Here is an 18,212-nt window from a genome sequence, read left to right on the forward strand (position 1 = left end):
AAAGAATAAAAATTGAAGACTATTTATAATATTGGCATCCACATTATTGGTTTTGTGTTAAAAATTATTTCGGTTTTTAACCATAAAATAAGACTTGGAGTTTTAGGAAGAAAAGGAACTTTCGAGACTTTAAAAAAAAATATTTCTCAAAATGACAAAACCCTATGGTTTCATTGTGCTTCTTTAGGTGAATATGAGCAAGGCCTTCCTGTTTTTAAAGAATTAAGAAAAGACTATCCAAAACATAAAATAGTTTTATCTTTTTTCTCTCCTTCTGGCTACGAGATAAGAAAGAATACTGATATAGCTGATGTTGTAGTTTATCTTCCTATTGACACGAAAGCAAATGCCAAAAAGTTTCTAGATTTAGTTCATCCAGAATTAACCATTTTTGTCAAATATGATATTTGGCCAAACCTCTTAATTGAATTAAAAAAAAGACAACTAAGAGCTATTCTAATTTCTGCTTTGTTTAGAGACAATCAAATCTACTTTAAGTCTTACGATTGTTTTATAAAAAATGCCTTGTTTGCTTTTCAGCATATATTCACACAGGATAGTAATTCTAAGTCATTATTAAATAAAATTAATTACAATCAAGTTACAGTTTCAGGAGACACAAGATTTGATCGAGTTTTTAATCAACTTGAACAAAATAATACTCTTGATTTTATAGAAACTTTTAAAAATGATAAATTATGTATAGTTGCAGGAAGTACTTGGCCTGAAGATGAAGCATATTTAGTACATTTTATAAATCAATTACAATCAAATGAAGTTAAATTTATTATAGCTCCACATAACATAAAGGATGCTCAAATAAAAAAACTTAAACAGTCCATAAATAAGAAAACAATTCTATTTTCTGAAATAAAAAACGCTTCGCTAGAAGATTTTCAGGTAATAATTATAGACACTATTGGTCTTCTTTCTAAAATTTATAGCTATGGAGACATCGCTTATGTAGGTGGAGCAGTTGGGAAAACAGGTTTACATAACACATTAGAACCTGCTGTTTTTGGAATTCCGATTGTTATTGGAGAAAATTTTAAGCATTTTCCAGAAGCCATACATATGACTAAAAACAATGGTATGTTTTCAATTCAAAATACTGATAATCTTAAAGTTATATTAAATCTTCTCATTAAAAGTAAAGTTAAAAGAAAAGAATCTGGCCAAAAAAATTTAAATTATATTAAAAAAAATACGGGTTCTGTAATCCAAATCATGTCCTTCATTCGTACATAAGTAGATTAATTTACGTGGCTAAATAAATAATGTTAAAAATTGTTAATAAAACATAAACGTTGTTTGACATAAAGTTATTAAATTCGTAAATTATTTTATAACACTAAAACTTTAAACTAATGAAAAAATTATTATTAAGTACTGTATTATTATTATGCTTAAGTTTAACTTTTACTTCTTGTAGAGATACTAAGAATGCTGAAGACGCTGTAGAAAATGCTGCTGATGCAACTGAAGAAGCTATGGAAGATGCTTCTGAAGCAACTGAAGAAGCTGCTGAAGAAGCTATGGATGCTGCTGAAGAAGCTATGGATGCTGCTGGTGAAGCTGCAGACGATGCTGTTGATGCTGCTGGTGAAGCTGTTGATGCTGCTGGTGAAGCTGTAGATAAAGCTGCTGATGCTGTAAAAGGAGCACAATAATTAAATAGCTTTAAATAACATTATTAAAAAGACTCTCATTATTTGAGAGTCTTTTTTTTGCTTTTTAATTCTCATAAAGCAATTAATAAACTAGATATTATGATTAATATCATAGCTTTTCCTTAAATTTTTTGATAATTTTATTTTTATAAAATGTCGAAAATGAAACAGATTCTCTTATTAACCGATTTTTCTGAAAATTCCAAAAATGCTATAAACTATGCTTTGCAATTATATGAAAAGCAAAAATGTATATTTTATGTTTTAAACACACAAAAACCTGAAAGATATACTACTAGCGATTTAATGTTAGCTGGAAATAAGAGTGTATACGATTCTTTAGTAAAAAAAACGAAACAAAAATTAGAGCGATATGTAAAATCTCTTCAAAATAAATTTCAAATTGAAAATCATCAATTCAATACAATTGTAGATTATGATAGTTTAACAGATGCTATTAATCAAATTATTCAAGCAAAAAATATTGAGCTAATTGTCATGGGAAGCAATGGAGCAACAGGAGCAAAAGAAATTGTTTTTGGAAGTAATGCCATTCAAGTGATAAGAAAAGTAAATTGTACAACTTTGGTCATTCCTGAAAGATTTAAGTTTAATAAACCAAAAAACATTCTTCTTCCATTAGATTCTGAAGATTCTTTAAGTAGTAAGGCCTTTAAAGAATTACATAAGTTTGTGAAATGGCATAAAATCAAATTACATATTTTACGTATTCAACCAAATAATAACATTTCAAAATTTAAAAAAAAGGATACTGAATTAATTGATAATTTATTAATTAACACCTCGTTTTCTTATAAAGGAATACATAATATTCCAATACATTATGCAGTGGATAGTTATTTACAAACTAATAATATAGATTTAATAACTTTACTCGTTCAAAAAGAAAGTGCCTTCGAACGATTTTTTGGCGGATCGGCTACAAAAAAAATAAGTTATAATCTTAGAGTTCCCTTATTAATTTATCATAGCAAATAACTGGTTTTACATTTTAATAAATATCCTAACTATTAATAACACTTTGCAGGTAATTATAAATCTCTAATTTTAACTGAGATACTTGGTTGAAATATTTAATTGTGGTTTGCTCTAAACTTGTATGAGTATTTATAAAATAATTATCGCAAGCTATATCATTACATTCAACTTTATCAGTAATTTTATTCACATGAAAACTTAAATCAATTATTAGTTTTTCACATGTTTTAAGTTGCTTATTTATCTCTTTTTTAAAATGCTCTAAATTTTCAAATAGGTTCATTACTTTAGAGCTATAAATATCTGAACTTATCAAAAATTGTAAAAAGAATAATTCTTCTTTTAAAAATTGAAGTTTATCTAACTGAAACAACATATTATATTGAAGCTCCTCAATAGATTTCTCTTGATTAAAACTTGTGTATTTTAGATGTGTTTTCATAACAAAAAGGTATTAATTTACAACATAACTTTTTCAACATCTGTAAGTTTAGGAATGCTAACATTCCAATTATAAATATCTTTTATTTTAACTCTAAAAGCATCTAATACCATAGGTTCTCCATGAACTAAATAAACTTTTTCTGGAATGTTTTTTATATCACTCATCCAATTTAATAAATCTTGTTGATCTGCATGTGCAGAAAGACTTTCTAGATGTTTTATTGCTGCTTTAACTGGATAATATTTTCCAAAGAATTTAACTTCATGAACTCCTTCCAACAATTGTCTTCCTCTTGTTCCTTCTGCTTGATAGCCCACTAAAAGCACAGTTGTAGAAGGCTCATCTACAAGTTGTTGTAAGTAAGTTAAGACTCTTCCTCCTGTAACCATGCCACTTCCAGCAATAACTATTTTAGAGCGTTTGTCGTCTATAGTTTCCCATGTTTCTTTATAAGATTGTATAATATTTACATGGTTACACATAGCTCTGTATTCTTCTTCTGAAAGTTTATGCCACTTTGGAAAATTTTTAAATACGTCCAATACATTATTTCCCATAGGACTATCTATAAAAATAGGAATGTTTGGGATTCTATTAGCTTTATAGAGCTTCCATATTATATACATTAATGTTTGTAGTCTTTCAACAGCAAAACTTGGAATAATTAGATTTCCTTTTTTGTAAATAGTTTCAATAATTAGGTTTGAAAGTATGGTTTCAACATCTTCTTCAGGATGCAATTTATTTCCATAAGTACTTTCAATAAATAAAAAATCTGCCCATTCTGGTCTTTTTGGATCATCCAGCAAATAATCGTTAGTTCTACCAATATCTCCTGAAAAAACAAATCGTTTTCCTAAGATATCTAATTCAATAAAAGTGGCTCCAATAATATGTCCATTATATTGAAATCTATAAGATATGTTTTCAGATAATTTAATCCATTTATCATGCATTTCAACTTCAAACATTTTAATAGTTTTCTCAGCTTCACGAGTAGTATAAAATGGCAATGCAGGTTGGTGCTTTGAATAATGTTCTTTATTAGCCTTTTCAGCCTCTTCTTCGTGAATTTTAGCACTATCTTTTAAGATAATTTCTGCAATAGCTAAGGTTGGAGCTGTTCCAATAATTCTTCCTTGAAACCCTTGTTTTAGTAATCTTGGTAAAAATCCAACATGGTCTAAATGTCCATGAGTAAGCAATACAACATCTATATTTTCTACATTAACCGGAAGGTTATTCCAGTTTAATTCTCTTAGTTCTTTTAGACCTTGAAACATGCCACAATCTATAAGGATGTTTTTTTCGGATGTTTCTATTAAAAATTTAGAACCAGTAACAACTCCTGAAGCTCCTAAAAAGTTAATTTTTGCAAATTTTTCCATTTCATTAGTTTTAAGAATTGCATAGTTGTTTTATTTCATTTAATACACGCTCTTTTCTTGTTTCAGATACACCTAAATGATCTAAATAAAAAGAATCTCCTATTAAATCTCTGCATAAAACTACATCTCTACTTAGTAAAAATTGTTTTTCTCTATTGGTTAATAACGTAGAAACTGTTATAGGATATAAACCCAATCTGTCTATAATGTCTTTTAAAGCATCTTCTTTTGGGTAATCCCAACTTAAAAGCTTTAAACCTATACATTTACCATATTGTAAAGCATCTTCTGTAAAACGCGTATTGGTAACTACCCAACCCGAATTAAGTTTAGTTTTATGAGGTTTAGAATCCCAGAAATCTTTAACATCTTTAAATCTAGCTGCTATATAAAGTGGTATTTTTACATTACAATTTCTACCTTCTTCGCTATGAAATTTACATTCTACAATAGTTGTTTCTTCATTTTTATGAGCTACTACATCTATTTCATGAGTGACACATTTTCCTTGTAAAATTTTCCCAACTTCTGTTTTATAACCTGAATAATTAAAGATAGCTGCAACAAAATTTTCAAAAGGAAAACCAGTAGGTCCCAACTCGTAAATAGCCTTTTTAAGTTTATACTTTGAAGCGAAAAAACTTTTCTTCTTTTTTAATAAAGAAAATGCTCTATTATAAATTTCTTTTGTTGAAATTCCTTGATAAAGTTCATCTCGAACTTTATCTATTATTTGATTAACTAGCTCTTTATCTGCTCCAGATCTATTTAAAGAAGCTCTTAATTTTTCTAAGGAAAATTTAGTTTTCTCACCTGAAGATTTTAAAATTTCTATTTGATACTCCATAAAAATATATTTAAAAGCAATTTACAATACCTATATCTCTATTTTATTTTTTTTATCTGAAGGGATTACAAGAAAAGGAATATTAAGATGAAAACCAATTTGACTAACTGTTGATTTAAAGAATAAATTTTCAAAAAACGAATGCTTATTATTTATCATTATTAGCAAATTAATTCGTGCTTTTTGTTGAAAATTAGTAATGGCTTCCGTTACTTCCTGATTACTAATATCATGAAACAAGTGTGCAATTTTGTTAAAATAAGCTTCTAATTTAGCTTTATTTTGTTCTTGCTCATCCAATAAATCTATTCCAGTAGATACATGCAACACATTTATTCTAGAAGTAAATTGTTTAGCAATTTCAATTATAGGCTTTATCTGTTTGTCCTGATAATTAATTTCGTAATCTGTTGGGAATAAAATATCGTGTGGTGTTTCAAATTCAAAATTGTCTGGTATAGCTAAAACCGGACATTTAACATGTTTAAATGCTTGTACTGTGTTACTACCAAATAACACCTCTTTTGCTCCAGTTGCACCTTTGGTTCCCATAACAACATAATCTATTTCTTGTTCTTCAACTAACTCTTTTATTTCGAGGATAAGTGTATTAAATGATGACACGTTTTTAAAACTATGCTTTGGGTTTATATAGTTTTTTTTTATTTGTTTTTGCAATGTATTTAATCCTTTTTCAGACGATTCTCTAACTACATCTGCTAGTCCAAATTGAGATGGACTTACCATAATATATTCTACATGATATACAATTGGTGTATATGTATTTAACAAATAAAACGTACAATCATCCTCTTTAAATAATTGAAGAGCGTACTTTATTGCATTCCAAGAGTTTTCGGAAAAGTCTGTTGGTAATAATATTTTTTTCATGTCATCAAGTATTAATGTTAATTAAATTCGTTTCATATTCTGTAAAGCCAAAAATGGAATGGTTAACTGTAAGCTTATTTTATCAATAGTAGTTTGAAAAAGCATATCCTCTAAAAAAGAATGTCTCGTATTTACCATAACTAACATGTCTATGTTTTTCGATTCTATATATCTAAATATAGATTTAGTTATATCTTTATTTTTTACAGTAATAAAATTGATTTTATTTTTACATAATTCATTTTTTACAAAATTTTTATTGTCTTCTTGTCGCATAGAAAGTTTATTTGTTTTAGAGATGTATACCATATCTATTTCTCCTCTAAATGGTGAAGCCATTTCACACAACAATTTAAGTTCTCTTCTTTTATAAGGAATCATGTAGTTAGTAGGAAACATAATATGCTTTGGTTGAGAATATTTGAAATTCTCTGGAATAGCTAAAACTGGACACTGTACATATTTTAAAACTTGCAATGTATGGCTTCCAAAAGTTGTTTTTCTATCGTTAGTTTCACCACGTGTTCCCATAACAATTAGATCAATATTTTCTTTATCAACTATTTTATCTGCTTCGTCTACAAGAATATTATTAGAAGAAACTATATAATACTTATGTCTAGGATTAGGTGAAATCTCTTTAATCTGCTTTAGAATATTCTCTAATTTTTTTAGAGATACTTTATTAACAGCTTTAGTTACTTTATCTAACTTTTCTCTGTTTAACAAGCATTCATCTGCATATATTTCATCTTGATAAGCATGCATGATATAAAATTCACTAATTTCATACTTAAACAACTCCAATGCATATTTTATAGCATTCATGGCATTATCTGAAAAATCTGTAGGTATTAATATTTTTCTCATAAGTCTAATATTTATTTCACTAATCTTAAAGTTAATTAATTTACTCACTAAAAACTATGATAAATATCAGATTTAGAAAGCTTTAAACCTACTATCTATAATCTTAATAAGATAAACATAAAAAACCATATAGAATTAAATTACTGATTTATATCATTTTAATTCTCCAATTCAATCCGTATCTTAATTGAATAATTTTTGATTAATTAAACGAAAAAAAAATGAAAAATCTCAGTACACACTTTTATCAAGAACTTGGCAAGTTATTTTTTGCTATTGCTGCTGCAGATAATGATGTTAGAGAAGCAGAAATTAATAAATTACATAAGATTGTAAAAAGTAAATGGTTATTAGTCGATGAAATAGAAGATGAATTTCATACAGATGCTGCATATCAAATTGAAGTGGTTTTCGATTGGTTAAATAACCAAGATGACTTAAATGCAGAAGCGTGTTTTAACGATTTTGTAGACTTCAAAAACGACCAAAAACACTTTTTTACAGATTCCATAAAAAAGCTAATTATTAAAACAGCTAATGAAATTGCAAATAGTTTCTCAGGAAAAAACAAATCGGAACTTATTATGTTAGCTAAACTAGATATTGAATTAAAAAAAATATAATTATATTAAGAATATGGATCAAATTAAAAACTGGATTATAGAAAACCCTACTATTTACAGTATAGCAAAATTTATTTTGATTGTTATAATAGTGTTTCTTATCATTCAATTTTTAAGACGCTACTTAAGAAAAAAAATAACCGAAACTACTGCTCGCTATAAATCTCAAAAAACTGTAGAATTTATAGGTTATGTGCTTCTAGTAATTATCTCTTTTTCATATTTTACTGGAAATATTAAAGACCTTACTTTAGCTATAGGATTATTATCTGCAGGTATTGCTTTTACACTTCAAGAATTAATTTTAAGTATCGCTGGTTCTGTTTATATTTTTATTGTTAGTGTTTATAAACCAGGAGACAGAATAGAAATTAATGGCATAAAAGGAGATGTTATTGATGTAGATAGTATGTACACAACTATGATGGAAATTGGGCAATGGGTTTCAAGCGATAATTACAGTGGAAGAATAGTTAAATTAAGCAATGCTTTTGTATTTAAAGGACCTATTTATAACTACTCTCAAGACTTTCCGTTTATTTGGGACGAATTCAATATTCCAATTAGATATGGCTCTGATGTTGAATTGGCTAAGTCTATAGTTGTTGATATTGCCTCAATAACATTATCTGAATTTACTGCTAATTCTAAAGCACAATGGAAAGACGTAGTCAATAAATATTATATTGAAGATGCGCAAGTAGACCCAACTCTTGCCATTACATTAACAGATAATTGGATTCAGTTTAATTTAAGATACATAGTAGATTACAAAAAACGAAGATTTACAAAACACGAATTAAACGACAGTATAATAAAAGCTTTTGAAGCAACTAATGGGAAAATTATTTTAGCATCTACTACAATAGAACTTGTTAAAATACCTGAAATTAAAGTCGACATTAATAAATAACAACAGAATTATACTTTATGAAAAGCTATTCACTTTTTACAATAATACTCTTGTGTTTAGCCATATTTGTAGTCGATTTTTTAACTTATTATTGGTTAAAGTCTATTACCAATCTAATTTCTTCTACTATTCTTACAAACATCATTCACATAGTTTTTTGGGTTTTTACAATTGGTCTTATAACTGCTATAATTATATTAAAAGTTAAATTAGACGATATAGAACCTAGAAGAAAACAGTTACTTATTTCTTCTTTATATGGCTTAACAATTTCATCTTTTATTCCTAAAATAATCTTTGTCATTATTATGGCTATCTTCTTTTTTACTAATTATGTATTTTCAGACAAAGAATCTCTTTTAGTAATTCCTCTCATTGGCTTATTTGCTGGATTTCTGCCTTTTTTCGTTATTGTTTATGGTATTTTTAAAGCTAGATATAATTTTAAAGTCCATCATATAAAACTAACTTTCAATCATTTACCTGATGCGTTTCATGGTTTGAAGGTGGTTCAAATTTCCGATTTACATTTAGGTAGTTTTAACCATCAATTTCATATTTTAGATCGAGCTATAAAAAAAATTAATCAGCTAGAACCAGACATGCTTTTCTTCACTGGAGATCTTGTAAATAATTTTGCATGGGAATTACGTGGATGGCGTAAAGCATTTAGAAATTTTTCGCCAACAATTAAACGATTTGCAGTTTTAGGAAACCACGATTATGGCGATTACAGTAAATGGGATTCTAAAGAAGCCAAACAAGTAAATTTTGAAGGCATCAAAACATTTTACAAAAAAAACGATTTCAAATTACTCCTTAATGAATCTGAAATTATCGAAAATGAAAATGAAAAAATAGCAATAGTTGGTGTTGAAAATTGGGGAAATCCACCTTTCAAACAATATGGAAATTTAGAAAAAGCTTTAAAAGGCACAGAACATATTCCCTTTAAAATACTCCTCTCTCACGATCCTTCCCATTGGACAGAAGAAGTTATTAAAAAAACCAATATTGCATTAACTCTTTCTGGACACACACATGGTATGCAAGCAGCTTTCAAATTAAAAAAGAAAGAATGGAGTCCTATAAAATACAAATACAAACATTGGGCTGGACTGTATGAAGAAAATGAGCAATATTTATATGTAAATCGTGGTTTAGGCTGGCTTGGTTTTCCAGGTAGATTAGGAATGAGACCAGAAATTACTTTAATAGAATTTCTCAGAGATTAAATCCATTAAACTGATTTAAGTCATAAGCTTTACCAAAAAATTAAATTAAATTAGAAGATACTTTTAAAACAAGAAAAATGTCACAAAAAAAAATTATAATAGTTTTAATCTTAAGTATCATTGGAATAGGTGTTATTATTTTAACTTGGTATAAAATAAATTTTTCAATGGATGAGGCTAATTCATTCGAAGTAAATAATTCCAACTTTCCTACAAAAATATTAATTGCTACTCAAGGCAGTGAGTTTAAAAATGAATTAACAACTCAAGTCGTAAATTATTATAGAGAAGATTCTATCTATATTAAAGTTATTGATATTTCTCAATTATCTAAAGTCAAAGCAACTAATTACAACGCTGTTTTACTAATACATACTTGGGAAAACTGGAAAGCTCCTGAAGAAATTGTATCTTTTATTTCTGAAAACTCAGAACTTGCTAACAAAATAGTTGCCTTTACTACTTCAGGTAATGGCTCTAATAAATTAGATAATGTAGACGCTATAACAGGAGAATCTAATATGGATGACATACGTCTTTTTGCTAATCAGATTATAGTAAAGTTAGAACACGTACTAAAAAATAAATAAATTATGATTTCAAATCTTGAGACTAAAGAATGCCATTTTATTCTTGAAAACAATTACATAGGTCATTTAGGTTACATCTTTCAAAACAAACCTTTTGTAGTACCAATTACCTATTTTTTTGATCGAAAAAACAATATTATTATTTGTTATTCTGGAGAAGGACACAAAATAACAGCTATGCGAAAAAACAATTCAGTTTCCTTACAAGTAGCAGATATAGATACTGTAAACAATTGGAAATCTGTTTTGGTTCATGGACAGTTTGAACTTTATTTTGGGAGTGAAGCGAAAGCCTATCTGCATACTTTTTCATTAGGTGTTAAAGATGTTATTACAGAACAAGAGCAATTAAAACCAGACCACATAAGCGATTTTTCTAGTAAAATTTACAAAGAAGAAATTCCTTTTGTATTTTTAATTAAAATTGACGGAATTACTGGAAAAAAAAGAATTCATTAAATATCATTGAATGTCATATATAGATTATTATAAAGTTTTAGGCGTTTCAAAAAATGCGACCGAAAAAGATATAAAAAAAGCCTATAGAAAATTGGCAAGGCAATACCATCCAGATCTAAATCCAAACGATAAAGAAGCTGAAAAAAAATTTAAGGAAATAAATGAAGCAAACGAAGTTTTAAGTCATCCTGAAAATCGTAAAAAATATGATGACCACGGAAAAGACTGGAAACATGCAGATGATATTTATAAAGCCAGACAACAACAGCAACAATATCAAGGCAGAAGACAACAAACATATTCTGGTGGTTTCGACGAAAGCGACTTTTCAGATTTTTTTGAATCTATGTTTGGAGGTGGCACTTCCAGACAAAGAAGTAGCAATACCATCTTTCGAGGCCAGGATTTTAATGCCGAATTACAACTAGATTTAAAAGAAATTTACACTAGCCACAAACGTACCTTAACAGTTAATAATAAAAATATCAGGATTACTATTCCAGCAGGTGTAGAAAATGGTCAAATTATTAAAATTGCAGGTCATGGAGGACAAGGAGTTAATAATGGTCCAAATGGAGACTTATTTATTAAATTCAATATTGTTAACAACACCAATTTTAAAAGGGACAAAGAAAACCTCTATACTACAGTCGATTTAGATTTATATAAAGCTCTTTTAGGTGGAGATGTAACAATTGAAACGTTTAATGGCAAAGTGAAATTAAAAGTGAAACCAGAAACTCAAAACGGAACCCAAGTTAAATTAAAAGGCAAAGGATTTCCTGTCTACAAAAAAGAAGGTCAGTTTGGAGATTTATACATTACTTATAATGTAAAAACACCTGTAAATTTAACAGATAAGGAAAAAGAATTATTTAGAGAATTGGCAAAATTAAGATGATTATGGGTAAAGAAAACTTAATATCGATACAAGAGTTTTGTATACATTATAAGGTTCCAAAATCTTTTATAAATTCGTTATACGACTACGAGTTAATTGAAATTATTTCTACAGAAAACACACAATATGTAAGTGTTACTCAAATAAAAAACATAGAAAAACTCATCAGGTTTCATTATGAACTTGATATAAATCTAGAAGGCATTCATGCCATTTCTAATTTGTTGGATAAATTAGAATCTTTACAGATTGAAGTAAAAAAACTTCATAATAAAATTGATTTTTATGAGAGTGAATAAATTATCAAGTAATATTTATTTGGATTCAAATCTTTACTTCATACTTAATTGATTGATTTTAATTCTTCAAAAAAAAACATATTCAATATAATTGAAATTAGATTGTATCATTATTACAATTAGTCTTTTATATACACTAATGCATGAATCAATATACTAGATGTTTAGTGCAAATTCTAAAAATAATATATTGAATTAGTCATTTATTTTTTAATAAATCGTAACTTTCTGAAAATCAACTGACAAATATTTTTAAATTTTGAAAAACACACTAACATTTGTATGGATATTAATTTTTGGAATTTTAATCACATCATGCAAACAAAAAGAACAAAAGTAGAGGAAGTAAAAATTGATTTAGTAAATGATGAATTTCCTGAAGCAAAACAAGAAGTAATGGAAACTTTTGATGCTATTGCTCAAAGTATTAAAGATGGAGATATAAATAAATTAATTTCTTTACACGCTTATAGTCCAAAATTCACAGAATTTAAAAATGGAGATCCACGTAATAGTAGCGATGCTAATGAAGCTCATGAGCGAAATGTTTTTGGATCTGTAACCGAAGTAGTAAAATTTAATGCAAATGATTTACAAATTGCAGTTTATGGAGATGTAGCTAATGTTACCTTTCACTCAGATTTTCATCTCAAATTTGAAGAAAATCTTGTTATTGTAAACGACCAAATTTCATTGCTATTCGTTAAAACTGAAAATGGTTGAAAAATAGTAAGTGAACATCATTCACCTTTGATTTTAGAGGAAAGTTAAAACCTTACTACAATGTTAGTCTAAGTTAATAGAAAACCATGTTAGTCTTTATTAAAACCATACATACTATTATTTGGTTATTTTATAATGTGGTTATCTTTTATTTACTGTATGCAGTTATTCAAAATAAAATTGACAAATGGGTTTGGATTTGTATTGGCTTAGTAATTCTAGAAGGCATTATATTATTTATTTTTAAAAGACTGTGTCCAATAACAATAATAGCCAGAAAATATTCTAATTCTACTAAAGATAATTTTGATATTTATTTACCAAACTGGTTAGCAAAATACAATAAGCAAATTTATACTTCCATTTTTATAGTTGCTATTATCATTTTAATTTCCAGACTTATATACCTCTAAAATCAATCTTTTTCTTTCTCTGCCTTCTTTTCTTCCTTTTCTAATTTTTTAAAATAACCTCGAGTTAAAAAATTGTGTTTTAAAGCTTCCATAACTTCATTAAACTTTTCGGTTCCTTCGTTGATGTTTTGTAACGATTCATCAAGTTGTTTTACAAGCTCAGGATCGTTAGATAAATAATTTACCGCTCCTTCTCCTTCTTTTAAATTGGTTATAGTTTCGTTTAAATTAGTTATTACAGTTTGAATCTCTAAACTTGAAGTTTCTAAATTTGAAATAATACGTCTTATGTTATTAGCTTCAGTTGTATCATTTAACAACACTCCAGCCACGCTTTCATCCATATCAATTTCACTAATTAGCGAATTAAGTTGTAACATGGTTTTATTGGCTTCTATACTTGTAAGTTTTAAATTATTTAACGTTTCTTTGATATCGTTTGAAGCAATGGTATCGTTTATAAGCATACCTAAAGTCCCTTTACCTTTTGTAATAGAATTAACAATATCTAATAATTTAGAAGTTAATAAAGCAGCATTCTCATTGGTTGTATTTAAAGTATTAAGCATCTCACCTGTACCTATTTTAGTATAAGTTTTAATAACATCGCCTTGAGCAATTGGTTGAGCAAAACCTTCTCCTGGAATAATATTTACTATCATATTTCCTACCAGACCATCGGAACCTATGGTAGCAATAGCATCTTTTTTAATATGCTTTACCATTTTTTCATTGATAATTAATTCTACATTAATAGTAGAATCATTTATCATATCAATATTTTTTACAGTGCCTACATTTATACCTGAATAACGTACATTATTTCCTTGCATCAACCCATTTACATTATTAAAATTAGCGCTAATGGAAAAGGTTTTATCGAACATGTTTTTTTGTTCGCCAATAAAATAAATAGCAGCTATAAAAATGACTAATCCAATCATTACGAAAAGTCCCAGATTAAATGTCTCTTTACTTGTTTTTTTCATTATGTTATCTTTAAATCATTTGAAAAAGGCTTTTACTTGTTCATCTTTAGATAATTCTAATTCAGGAAAAGTTCCTTCAACATAATTAGTGCCATCAACCAATAAAATCATACGCTCGCTAACTACTCTAGCACAATCTACATCATGAGTTATAATTAAAGACGATGTTTTGTATTGTTTTTGTACACGTCTCATAAGTTCAATAATTTCTTTTGAAGTTATTGGGTCTAACCCACTTGTTGGCTCGTCGTACAAAATAATTTTTGGTTTTAGAATAAGTGCTCTGGCTAAAGCAATTCGTTTTTGCATTCCTCCAGAAAGCTCGGAAGGCATTAAATTAATAGTATGTGCTAATCCAACACTCCCTAAAGCTTCAGTTACAAGTGGAGTTGTATCCTTTATATTTCCAAATTTCTTTTTATGCCTTCGTAATGGAAACTCTAAATTCTCTCTTACTGTCATAGAATCATAAAGTGCATTGCCTTGAAAAAGAAAACCTATTTCTGTACGAATATCATCTAACTCCATTCGATTGAGTTTGGTAATATCTTTTCCCATAACTTTTATGCTTCCAGAATCTGGCTGCATTAATCCAACCAAACACTTTATCATTACTGATTTTCCAGAGCCAGATTTGCCCATAATAACTAGGTTCTCTCCTTGAAAAAGCTTCAAGTTAAATCCGTTTAACACATGGTTATCTCCAAAAGACTTTTTTAAATCCACAATTTCAAGCATGAGTTTTTTAGACTCTATTTCTTGAAGGTTTTCTTTTATATTTTGTGTTTGATTCATCTATTAAATTTCAAAAAATATATCAGTTACAAAAACTGCTACAAAATCTAATATAAATAGTAACATAGAGGAATATACAACAGCCGAATTAGCTGCTAGTCCAACTCCTACAGTTCCTTTTTTACAATTATATCCTTTAAAACAACCTACTAGACCGATAGCAAAACCAAAGAAATATGTTTTAATAGTTGCAGGAATAATATCGCTAAATTCTAAGGTTTTAAATACCTTATTAAAATACAGGACAAAAGACACATCTCCTTTTGAGTTTTCAATAATATATGAACCAAAAAGCGCAACAGCATCTCCAAAAATAACTAAGATTGGAAGCATAATTGTGGTAGCTAAAATTCTAGTAACTACCAGAAATTTGAATGGATTTGTTCCAGATACTTCCATGGCATCTATTTGTTCTGTTACTCGCATAGAACCTAATTCGGCTCCAATACCAGAGGCTATTCTACCAGCAAAGGTTAACGCAATAATTACTGGTCCTATTTCTCTAATTATTGAAATTGAGACCATGGATGGCATCCAAGATTCTGCTCCAAATTCTTGTAAAGTTGGTCTTGTTTGTAGAGTTAAAACCAATCCAACAATAAAACCTGTTACTCCAACTAATAATATAGATCGATTACCAATACTATAACACTGTCTTAAAAGTTCTTTAAACTCAAAAGGCCTAGAAAAAACTTCTTTAAAAAAACGATTAGCAAAGTAAGAAAGCTCACCTATTTCAATAAAAAATGATTTTATAGCACTATTTTTATGCATATTATAAAATTAGCATTCTACCAAATATAAAGCAAAAAGCTCAGTTTTAATATGATTAATATCATTTCATTTCTGAGAAATTCGTTCTACTTTTATTTTAAATTAATAATCATGAGAACTACATTACACATTCAAAATATAAATTGTGGCGACTGTTTAGTTACTATAACTAATAAACTTTCCGAACTTAAACATATTTCAAATGTAATTGTAAACCCAGAAAATGAAACAGTTTCATTTGAATACAATTCACATCACGATTTCGATAAAGCCAAACATGTTCTTTCAATGATTGGATACCCTGTGATTGGACCAGAAAACATGCTATAACTCTTATATCATAATTATTAATTAACTACGAAAATTATTATGCTCATAAAAACTATTTATAAAAGTCTTTTTTTAACTATCTTAATAATTATTAGCATTTCTTCTTTAACAAAAACCAAAGTTCCACTTAGTTATATTTTAATAAAAACGAAAACTTTTCAAGATTCTAGTAGAACCATTTATGTATCAAAAAACGTCCAAATTAAAAATTATTTTCAATATTTAGATTCTATAGTTACACACTTTAATTCTAACCAGTCTTATAATATTTCTGAGCATATTCTAGTAAGAAACAATCCTTGGATTATAGATTCATTAGCAAATACTGATTATTATAGAATGATGGCAAGAGACACTTTAGTGTACAATCAAAAAGACTTAATTGTACTTAAAAAAGGAAGTAAAATTATTATTCCTGATTCTTTAGAAACTCAAAAATTATTAAAGAGCATTAAAAATACTTGGATAGATGTAAATATTCCCGAATACAAACTTAGAATTTATGAAGATTCTGTAATGCTCTACAAATTTCCAGTTAGAGTTGGAAGAAATGAAACAAAATATCTAAAAATGGGAAATAGGATTACAGATTTAAAGACCATTCCTGGTAATGGAAAAATTGTAGCACATGTAAAAAATCCTGACTATTATAATCCTGCTACAGGAAAACAGTATTTTGTAACAAAAAGAGACGATAATAAAACAACCAAATTACCACAAATACCCTTTATTGAAACTGAAATAAATGGTATTAGGTATGGTCAATTAATTCATCCTACTACTAACCCTATTACATTAAATAGAGCATACTCTAATGGATGTATTGGCACAAATGAAGCAGATGCTTGGATTATTTATTATTATGCTCCTATAAACACGAAAATAAAAATTAGATACGATTTAAATGTAACAAATGAAATTGGTGAAAAAATGGTTTTAGAAGATATTTACGGAAAATAAAATATTTAACTATAAAAACCTTTTTATTATATGTAATTTGGCTTCAAGATAAAATTGAAGTATTAAAATAACATTATGAATTTAAACTTAGCAGTTCTTATAGATGGTGACAATATTCCTTCAGCTCACGTAAAGGAAATGATGGAGGAAATAGCAAAATATGGCAACCCAACCATTAAAAGAATATATGGAGATTGGACCAAACCTCATCTTTCTAAATGGAAAGATCTCCTTCTACAAAATGCCATTACACCAATTCAGCAATACGCTTATACAACTGGAAAAAATGCTACAGATTCTGCGATGATTATTGATGCTATGGATATTCTCTATTCTAATAAAGTAAATGGATTTTGTTTGGTTTCCAGCGATAGCGATTTTACAAGATTAGCTACCAGATTAAGAGAAGCAGGCATGCAAGTAATTGGAATAGGAGAAAAAAAGACACCAAATCCTTTTATAGTAGCTTGCGATAAATTTATTTATGTTGAAATTTTAAGAAATCTAACCGAAAAGAAAGATGATGTTAGCAACAAAGATAAAGCCAAACAAAGTATAGATAGCATTACTCCAAAAGTTATTAATCTTATTTCTACAACAATTGATGATTTATCTGATGAGGAAGGTTGGGCATTTCTTGGAGACGTTGGAAGTTTACTACAAAAAAAACAACCTAATTTTGATTCAAGAAATTTTGGATTTGAAAAATTAACGCCAATGATAAAATCCATAGATAGTTTTGAAATTGAACAAAGAGAAACTTCAAAAAGCAAGCATAAATTGATTTATGTAAAAAATAAGGAAAAACCAAAGCCTAAGCCTAAAAGAAGAACTAAACGAAAATAATAAAAGCAGAAACAGCTAATTATATTTTTGTTGTTTTTGATAATATGACATCGACTAAAGGATTAGTTTTAGTTTAAATAATCAATGAATTTAAAGGACTTGACTTCGTTAAATAACATTTCAACATCTTGAGAAAAGTCGATTCATAAAAATGAATTGCTTCTTTGTTTTAAAAATTTGTTTGTTGTATCTTATTATAAAAATAGGTATATGTCTTGTCCTGAAATAGCTATACACAAAACAAGTGTATGG

23 protein-coding genes are annotated in these 18,212 nt (G+C 27.9%); 15 read left to right on the forward strand and 8 right to left on the reverse strand.

Annotated elements, in window-relative coordinates; genetic code table 11:
• Positions 1-12 precede the first annotated feature (12 nt).
• From FVF61_RS04300 to FVF61_RS04310, 3 genes are all read left to right on the forward strand, one after another.
• Complete coding sequence (locus FVF61_RS04300) at positions 13-1,248, forward strand: 3-deoxy-D-manno-octulosonic acid transferase (RefSeq protein ID WP_148453731.1); 1,236 nt, start codon at positions 13-15, stop codon at positions 1,246-1,248.
• Between the two features lie 119 nt (positions 1,249-1,367).
• Positions 1,368-1,670, forward strand: coding sequence for a hypothetical protein (locus FVF61_RS04305; RefSeq protein ID WP_148453733.1), 303 nt, complete (start codon positions 1,368-1,370; stop codon positions 1,668-1,670).
• Positions 1,671-1,832: 162 nt separating this feature from the next.
• Complete coding sequence (locus tag FVF61_RS04310) at positions 1,833-2,669, forward strand: universal stress protein (protein ID WP_148453735.1); 837 nt, start codon at positions 1,833-1,835, stop codon at positions 2,667-2,669.
• Positions 2,670-2,694: 25 nt separating this feature from the next.
• Here the strand turns inward: FVF61_RS04310 and FVF61_RS04315 are convergent, their stop codons facing one another.
• Genes FVF61_RS04315 through FVF61_RS04335 form a run of 5 tightly spaced genes read right to left on the reverse strand, consistent with a single transcriptional unit; the run spans position 2,695 to position 7,110 of the window.
• Positions 2,695-3,111, reverse strand: coding sequence for a hypothetical protein (locus tag FVF61_RS04315; protein ID WP_148453737.1), 417 nt, complete (start codon positions 3,109-3,111; stop codon positions 2,695-2,697).
• Between the two features lie 17 nt (positions 3,112-3,128).
• The gene (locus tag FVF61_RS04320) at positions 3,129-4,502 is read right to left on the reverse strand and encodes an MBL fold metallo-hydrolase RNA specificity domain-containing protein (RefSeq protein ID WP_148453739.1); all 1,374 of its coding nucleotides are present in this window, start codon (positions 4,500-4,502) and stop codon (positions 3,129-3,131) included.
• A gap of 10 nt (positions 4,503-4,512) precedes the next feature.
• Positions 4,513-5,349 carry a restriction endonuclease gene (locus tag FVF61_RS04325; protein ID WP_148453741.1) on the reverse strand — a complete coding sequence of 279 codons (837 nt, stop codon included), beginning with the start codon at positions 5,347-5,349 and terminating at the stop codon, positions 4,513-4,515.
• Positions 5,350-5,379: 30 nt separating this feature from the next.
• A complete protein-coding gene (locus FVF61_RS04330; RefSeq protein WP_148453743.1) occupies positions 5,380-6,240 on the reverse strand; it encodes a universal stress protein in 861 nt (286 codons plus the stop codon).
• Between the two features lie 21 nt (positions 6,241-6,261).
• Complete coding sequence (locus tag FVF61_RS04335) at positions 6,262-7,110, reverse strand: universal stress protein (protein ID WP_148453745.1); 849 nt, start codon at positions 7,108-7,110, stop codon at positions 6,262-6,264.
• Between the two features lie 221 nt (positions 7,111-7,331).
• Between FVF61_RS04335 and FVF61_RS04340 the strand changes: the two genes are divergently transcribed.
• From FVF61_RS04340 to FVF61_RS04380, 9 genes are all read left to right on the forward strand, one after another.
• Complete coding sequence (locus tag FVF61_RS04340; protein ID WP_148453747.1) at positions 7,332-7,733, forward strand: hypothetical protein; 402 nt, start codon at positions 7,332-7,334, stop codon at positions 7,731-7,733.
• 13 nt (positions 7,734-7,746) lie between these two features.
• On the forward strand, positions 7,747-8,646 hold the full coding sequence (locus FVF61_RS04345) for a mechanosensitive ion channel family protein (protein ID WP_148453749.1): 900 nt from the start codon (positions 7,747-7,749) through the stop codon (positions 8,644-8,646).
• A 17-nt stretch (positions 8,647-8,663) separates the two neighbouring features.
• Complete coding sequence (locus FVF61_RS04350; protein WP_148453751.1) at positions 8,664-9,881, forward strand: metallophosphoesterase; 1,218 nt, start codon at positions 8,664-8,666, stop codon at positions 9,879-9,881.
• A gap of 77 nt (positions 9,882-9,958) precedes the next feature.
• A complete protein-coding gene (locus FVF61_RS04355) occupies positions 9,959-10,471 on the forward strand; it encodes a hypothetical protein (protein WP_148453753.1) in 513 nt (170 codons plus the stop codon).
• Between the two features lie 3 nt (positions 10,472-10,474).
• On the forward strand, positions 10,475-10,930 hold the full coding sequence (locus FVF61_RS04360) for a pyridoxamine 5'-phosphate oxidase family protein (RefSeq protein ID WP_148453755.1): 456 nt from the start codon (positions 10,475-10,477) through the stop codon (positions 10,928-10,930).
• A gap of 10 nt (positions 10,931-10,940) precedes the next feature.
• Positions 10,941-11,831, forward strand: coding sequence for a DnaJ C-terminal domain-containing protein (locus FVF61_RS04365; protein ID WP_148453757.1), 891 nt, complete (start codon positions 10,941-10,943; stop codon positions 11,829-11,831).
• 2 nt (positions 11,832-11,833) lie between these two features.
• On the forward strand, positions 11,834-12,130 hold the full coding sequence (locus tag FVF61_RS04370) for a chaperone modulator CbpM (RefSeq protein ID WP_233586691.1): 297 nt from the start codon (positions 11,834-11,836) through the stop codon (positions 12,128-12,130).
• Between the two features lie 282 nt (positions 12,131-12,412).
• Positions 12,413-12,853 carry a nuclear transport factor 2 family protein gene (locus tag FVF61_RS04375; RefSeq protein WP_148453758.1) on the forward strand — a complete coding sequence of 147 codons (441 nt, stop codon included), beginning with the start codon at positions 12,413-12,415 and terminating at the stop codon, positions 12,851-12,853.
• A gap of 86 nt (positions 12,854-12,939) precedes the next feature.
• Positions 12,940-13,266 (forward strand): hypothetical protein, encoded by a 327-nt coding sequence (locus FVF61_RS04380; protein ID WP_148453760.1) that lies wholly within the window; start codon positions 12,940-12,942, stop codon positions 13,264-13,266.
• Between the two features lie 2 nt (positions 13,267-13,268).
• Here the strand turns inward: FVF61_RS04380 and FVF61_RS04385 are convergent, their stop codons facing one another.
• The 3 genes from FVF61_RS04385 to FVF61_RS04395 are packed head-to-tail and all read right to left on the reverse strand — an operon-like array spanning position 13,269 to position 15,824.
• Positions 13,269-14,255 (reverse strand): MlaD family protein, encoded by a 987-nt coding sequence (locus tag FVF61_RS04385; RefSeq protein ID WP_148453762.1) that lies wholly within the window; start codon positions 14,253-14,255, stop codon positions 13,269-13,271.
• A 15-nt stretch (positions 14,256-14,270) separates the two neighbouring features.
• Complete coding sequence (locus FVF61_RS04390; RefSeq protein WP_199757270.1) at positions 14,271-14,993, reverse strand: ABC transporter ATP-binding protein; 723 nt, start codon at positions 14,991-14,993, stop codon at positions 14,271-14,273.
• Positions 14,994-15,053: 60 nt separating this feature from the next.
• Complete coding sequence (locus tag FVF61_RS04395; RefSeq protein ID WP_148453766.1) at positions 15,054-15,824, reverse strand: MlaE family ABC transporter permease; 771 nt, start codon at positions 15,822-15,824, stop codon at positions 15,054-15,056.
• Positions 15,825-15,935: 111 nt separating this feature from the next.
• Here FVF61_RS04395 and FVF61_RS04400 point away from each other — a divergent pair, with 111 nt between their 5' ends.
• The 3 genes from FVF61_RS04400 (at position 15,936) to FVF61_RS04410 (ending at position 17,960) form a co-directional block, all read left to right on the forward strand.
• Entirely contained in the window at positions 15,936-16,154 is a 219-nt protein-coding gene (locus FVF61_RS04400) for a heavy-metal-associated domain-containing protein (RefSeq protein ID WP_148453768.1), read from the forward strand.
• A 39-nt stretch (positions 16,155-16,193) separates the two neighbouring features.
• Positions 16,194-17,114, forward strand: a complete 921-nt coding sequence (locus tag FVF61_RS04405) for a L,D-transpeptidase (RefSeq protein WP_148453770.1) — start codon at positions 16,194-16,196, stop codon at positions 17,112-17,114.
• A 75-nt stretch (positions 17,115-17,189) separates the two neighbouring features.
• Positions 17,190-17,960, forward strand: coding sequence for an NYN domain-containing protein (locus FVF61_RS04410; protein ID WP_148453771.1), 771 nt, complete (start codon positions 17,190-17,192; stop codon positions 17,958-17,960).
• Positions 17,961-18,212: the final 252 nt, after the last annotated feature.

This window comes from Xanthomarina maritima (genome assembly GCF_008084905.1).
GTDB lineage: Bacteria > Bacteroidota > Bacteroidia > Flavobacteriales > Flavobacteriaceae > Xanthomarina > Xanthomarina maritima.

What these genes read in the sequence shown, in the direction of transcription:
- FVF61_RS04305 (WP_148453733.1), top strand. Translation starts at nt 1,368, where the DNA reads ATGAAAAAATTATTATTAAGTACTGTATTATTATTATGCTTAAGTTTA.
- FVF61_RS04310 (WP_148453735.1), top strand. Translation starts at nt 1,833, where the DNA reads ATGAAACAGATTCTCTTATTAACCGATTTTTCTGAAAATTCCAAAAAT.
- FVF61_RS04315 (WP_148453737.1), bottom strand. Translation starts at nt 3,111, where the DNA reads ATGAAAACACATCTAAAATACACAAGTTTTAATCAAGAGAAATCTATT.
- FVF61_RS04320 (WP_148453739.1), bottom strand. Translation starts at nt 4,502, where the DNA reads ATGGAAAAATTTGCAAAAATTAACTTTTTAGGAGCTTCAGGAGTTGTT.
- FVF61_RS04325 (WP_148453741.1), bottom strand. Translation starts at nt 5,349, where the DNA reads ATGGAGTATCAAATAGAAATTTTAAAATCTTCAGGTGAGAAAACTAAA.
- FVF61_RS04330 (WP_148453743.1), bottom strand. Translation starts at nt 6,240, where the DNA reads ATGAAAAAAATATTATTACCAACAGACTTTTCCGAAAACTCTTGGAAT.
- FVF61_RS04335 (WP_148453745.1), bottom strand. Translation starts at nt 7,110, where the DNA reads ATGAGAAAAATATTAATACCTACAGATTTTTCAGATAATGCCATGAAT.
- FVF61_RS04340 (WP_148453747.1), top strand. Translation starts at nt 7,332, where the DNA reads ATGAAAAATCTCAGTACACACTTTTATCAAGAACTTGGCAAGTTATTT.
- FVF61_RS04345 (WP_148453749.1), top strand. Translation starts at nt 7,747, where the DNA reads ATGGATCAAATTAAAAACTGGATTATAGAAAACCCTACTATTTACAGT.
- FVF61_RS04350 (WP_148453751.1), top strand. Translation starts at nt 8,664, where the DNA reads ATGAAAAGCTATTCACTTTTTACAATAATACTCTTGTGTTTAGCCATA.
- FVF61_RS04355 (WP_148453753.1), top strand. Translation starts at nt 9,959, where the DNA reads ATGTCACAAAAAAAAATTATAATAGTTTTAATCTTAAGTATCATTGGA.
- FVF61_RS04360 (WP_148453755.1), top strand. Translation starts at nt 10,475, where the DNA reads ATGATTTCAAATCTTGAGACTAAAGAATGCCATTTTATTCTTGAAAAC.
- FVF61_RS04365 (WP_148453757.1), top strand. Translation starts at nt 10,941, where the DNA reads ATGTCATATATAGATTATTATAAAGTTTTAGGCGTTTCAAAAAATGCG.
- FVF61_RS04370 (WP_233586691.1), top strand. Translation starts at nt 11,834, where the DNA reads ATGGGTAAAGAAAACTTAATATCGATACAAGAGTTTTGTATACATTAT.
- FVF61_RS04375 (WP_148453758.1), top strand. Translation starts at nt 12,413, where the DNA reads ATGGATATTAATTTTTGGAATTTTAATCACATCATGCAAACAAAAAGA.
- FVF61_RS04380 (WP_148453760.1), top strand. Translation starts at nt 12,940, where the DNA reads ATGTTAGTCTTTATTAAAACCATACATACTATTATTTGGTTATTTTAT.
- FVF61_RS04385 (WP_148453762.1), bottom strand. Translation starts at nt 14,255, where the DNA reads ATGAAAAAAACAAGTAAAGAGACATTTAATCTGGGACTTTTCGTAATG.
- FVF61_RS04390 (WP_199757270.1), bottom strand. Translation starts at nt 14,993, where the DNA reads ATGCTTGAAATTGTGGATTTAAAAAAGTCTTTTGGAGATAACCATGTG.
- FVF61_RS04395 (WP_148453766.1), bottom strand. Translation starts at nt 15,824, where the DNA reads ATGCATAAAAATAGTGCTATAAAATCATTTTTTATTGAAATAGGTGAG.
- FVF61_RS04400 (WP_148453768.1), top strand. Translation starts at nt 15,936, where the DNA reads ATGAGAACTACATTACACATTCAAAATATAAATTGTGGCGACTGTTTA.
- FVF61_RS04405 (WP_148453770.1), top strand. Translation starts at nt 16,194, where the DNA reads ATGCTCATAAAAACTATTTATAAAAGTCTTTTTTTAACTATCTTAATA.
- FVF61_RS04410 (WP_148453771.1), top strand. Translation starts at nt 17,190, where the DNA reads ATGAATTTAAACTTAGCAGTTCTTATAGATGGTGACAATATTCCTTCA.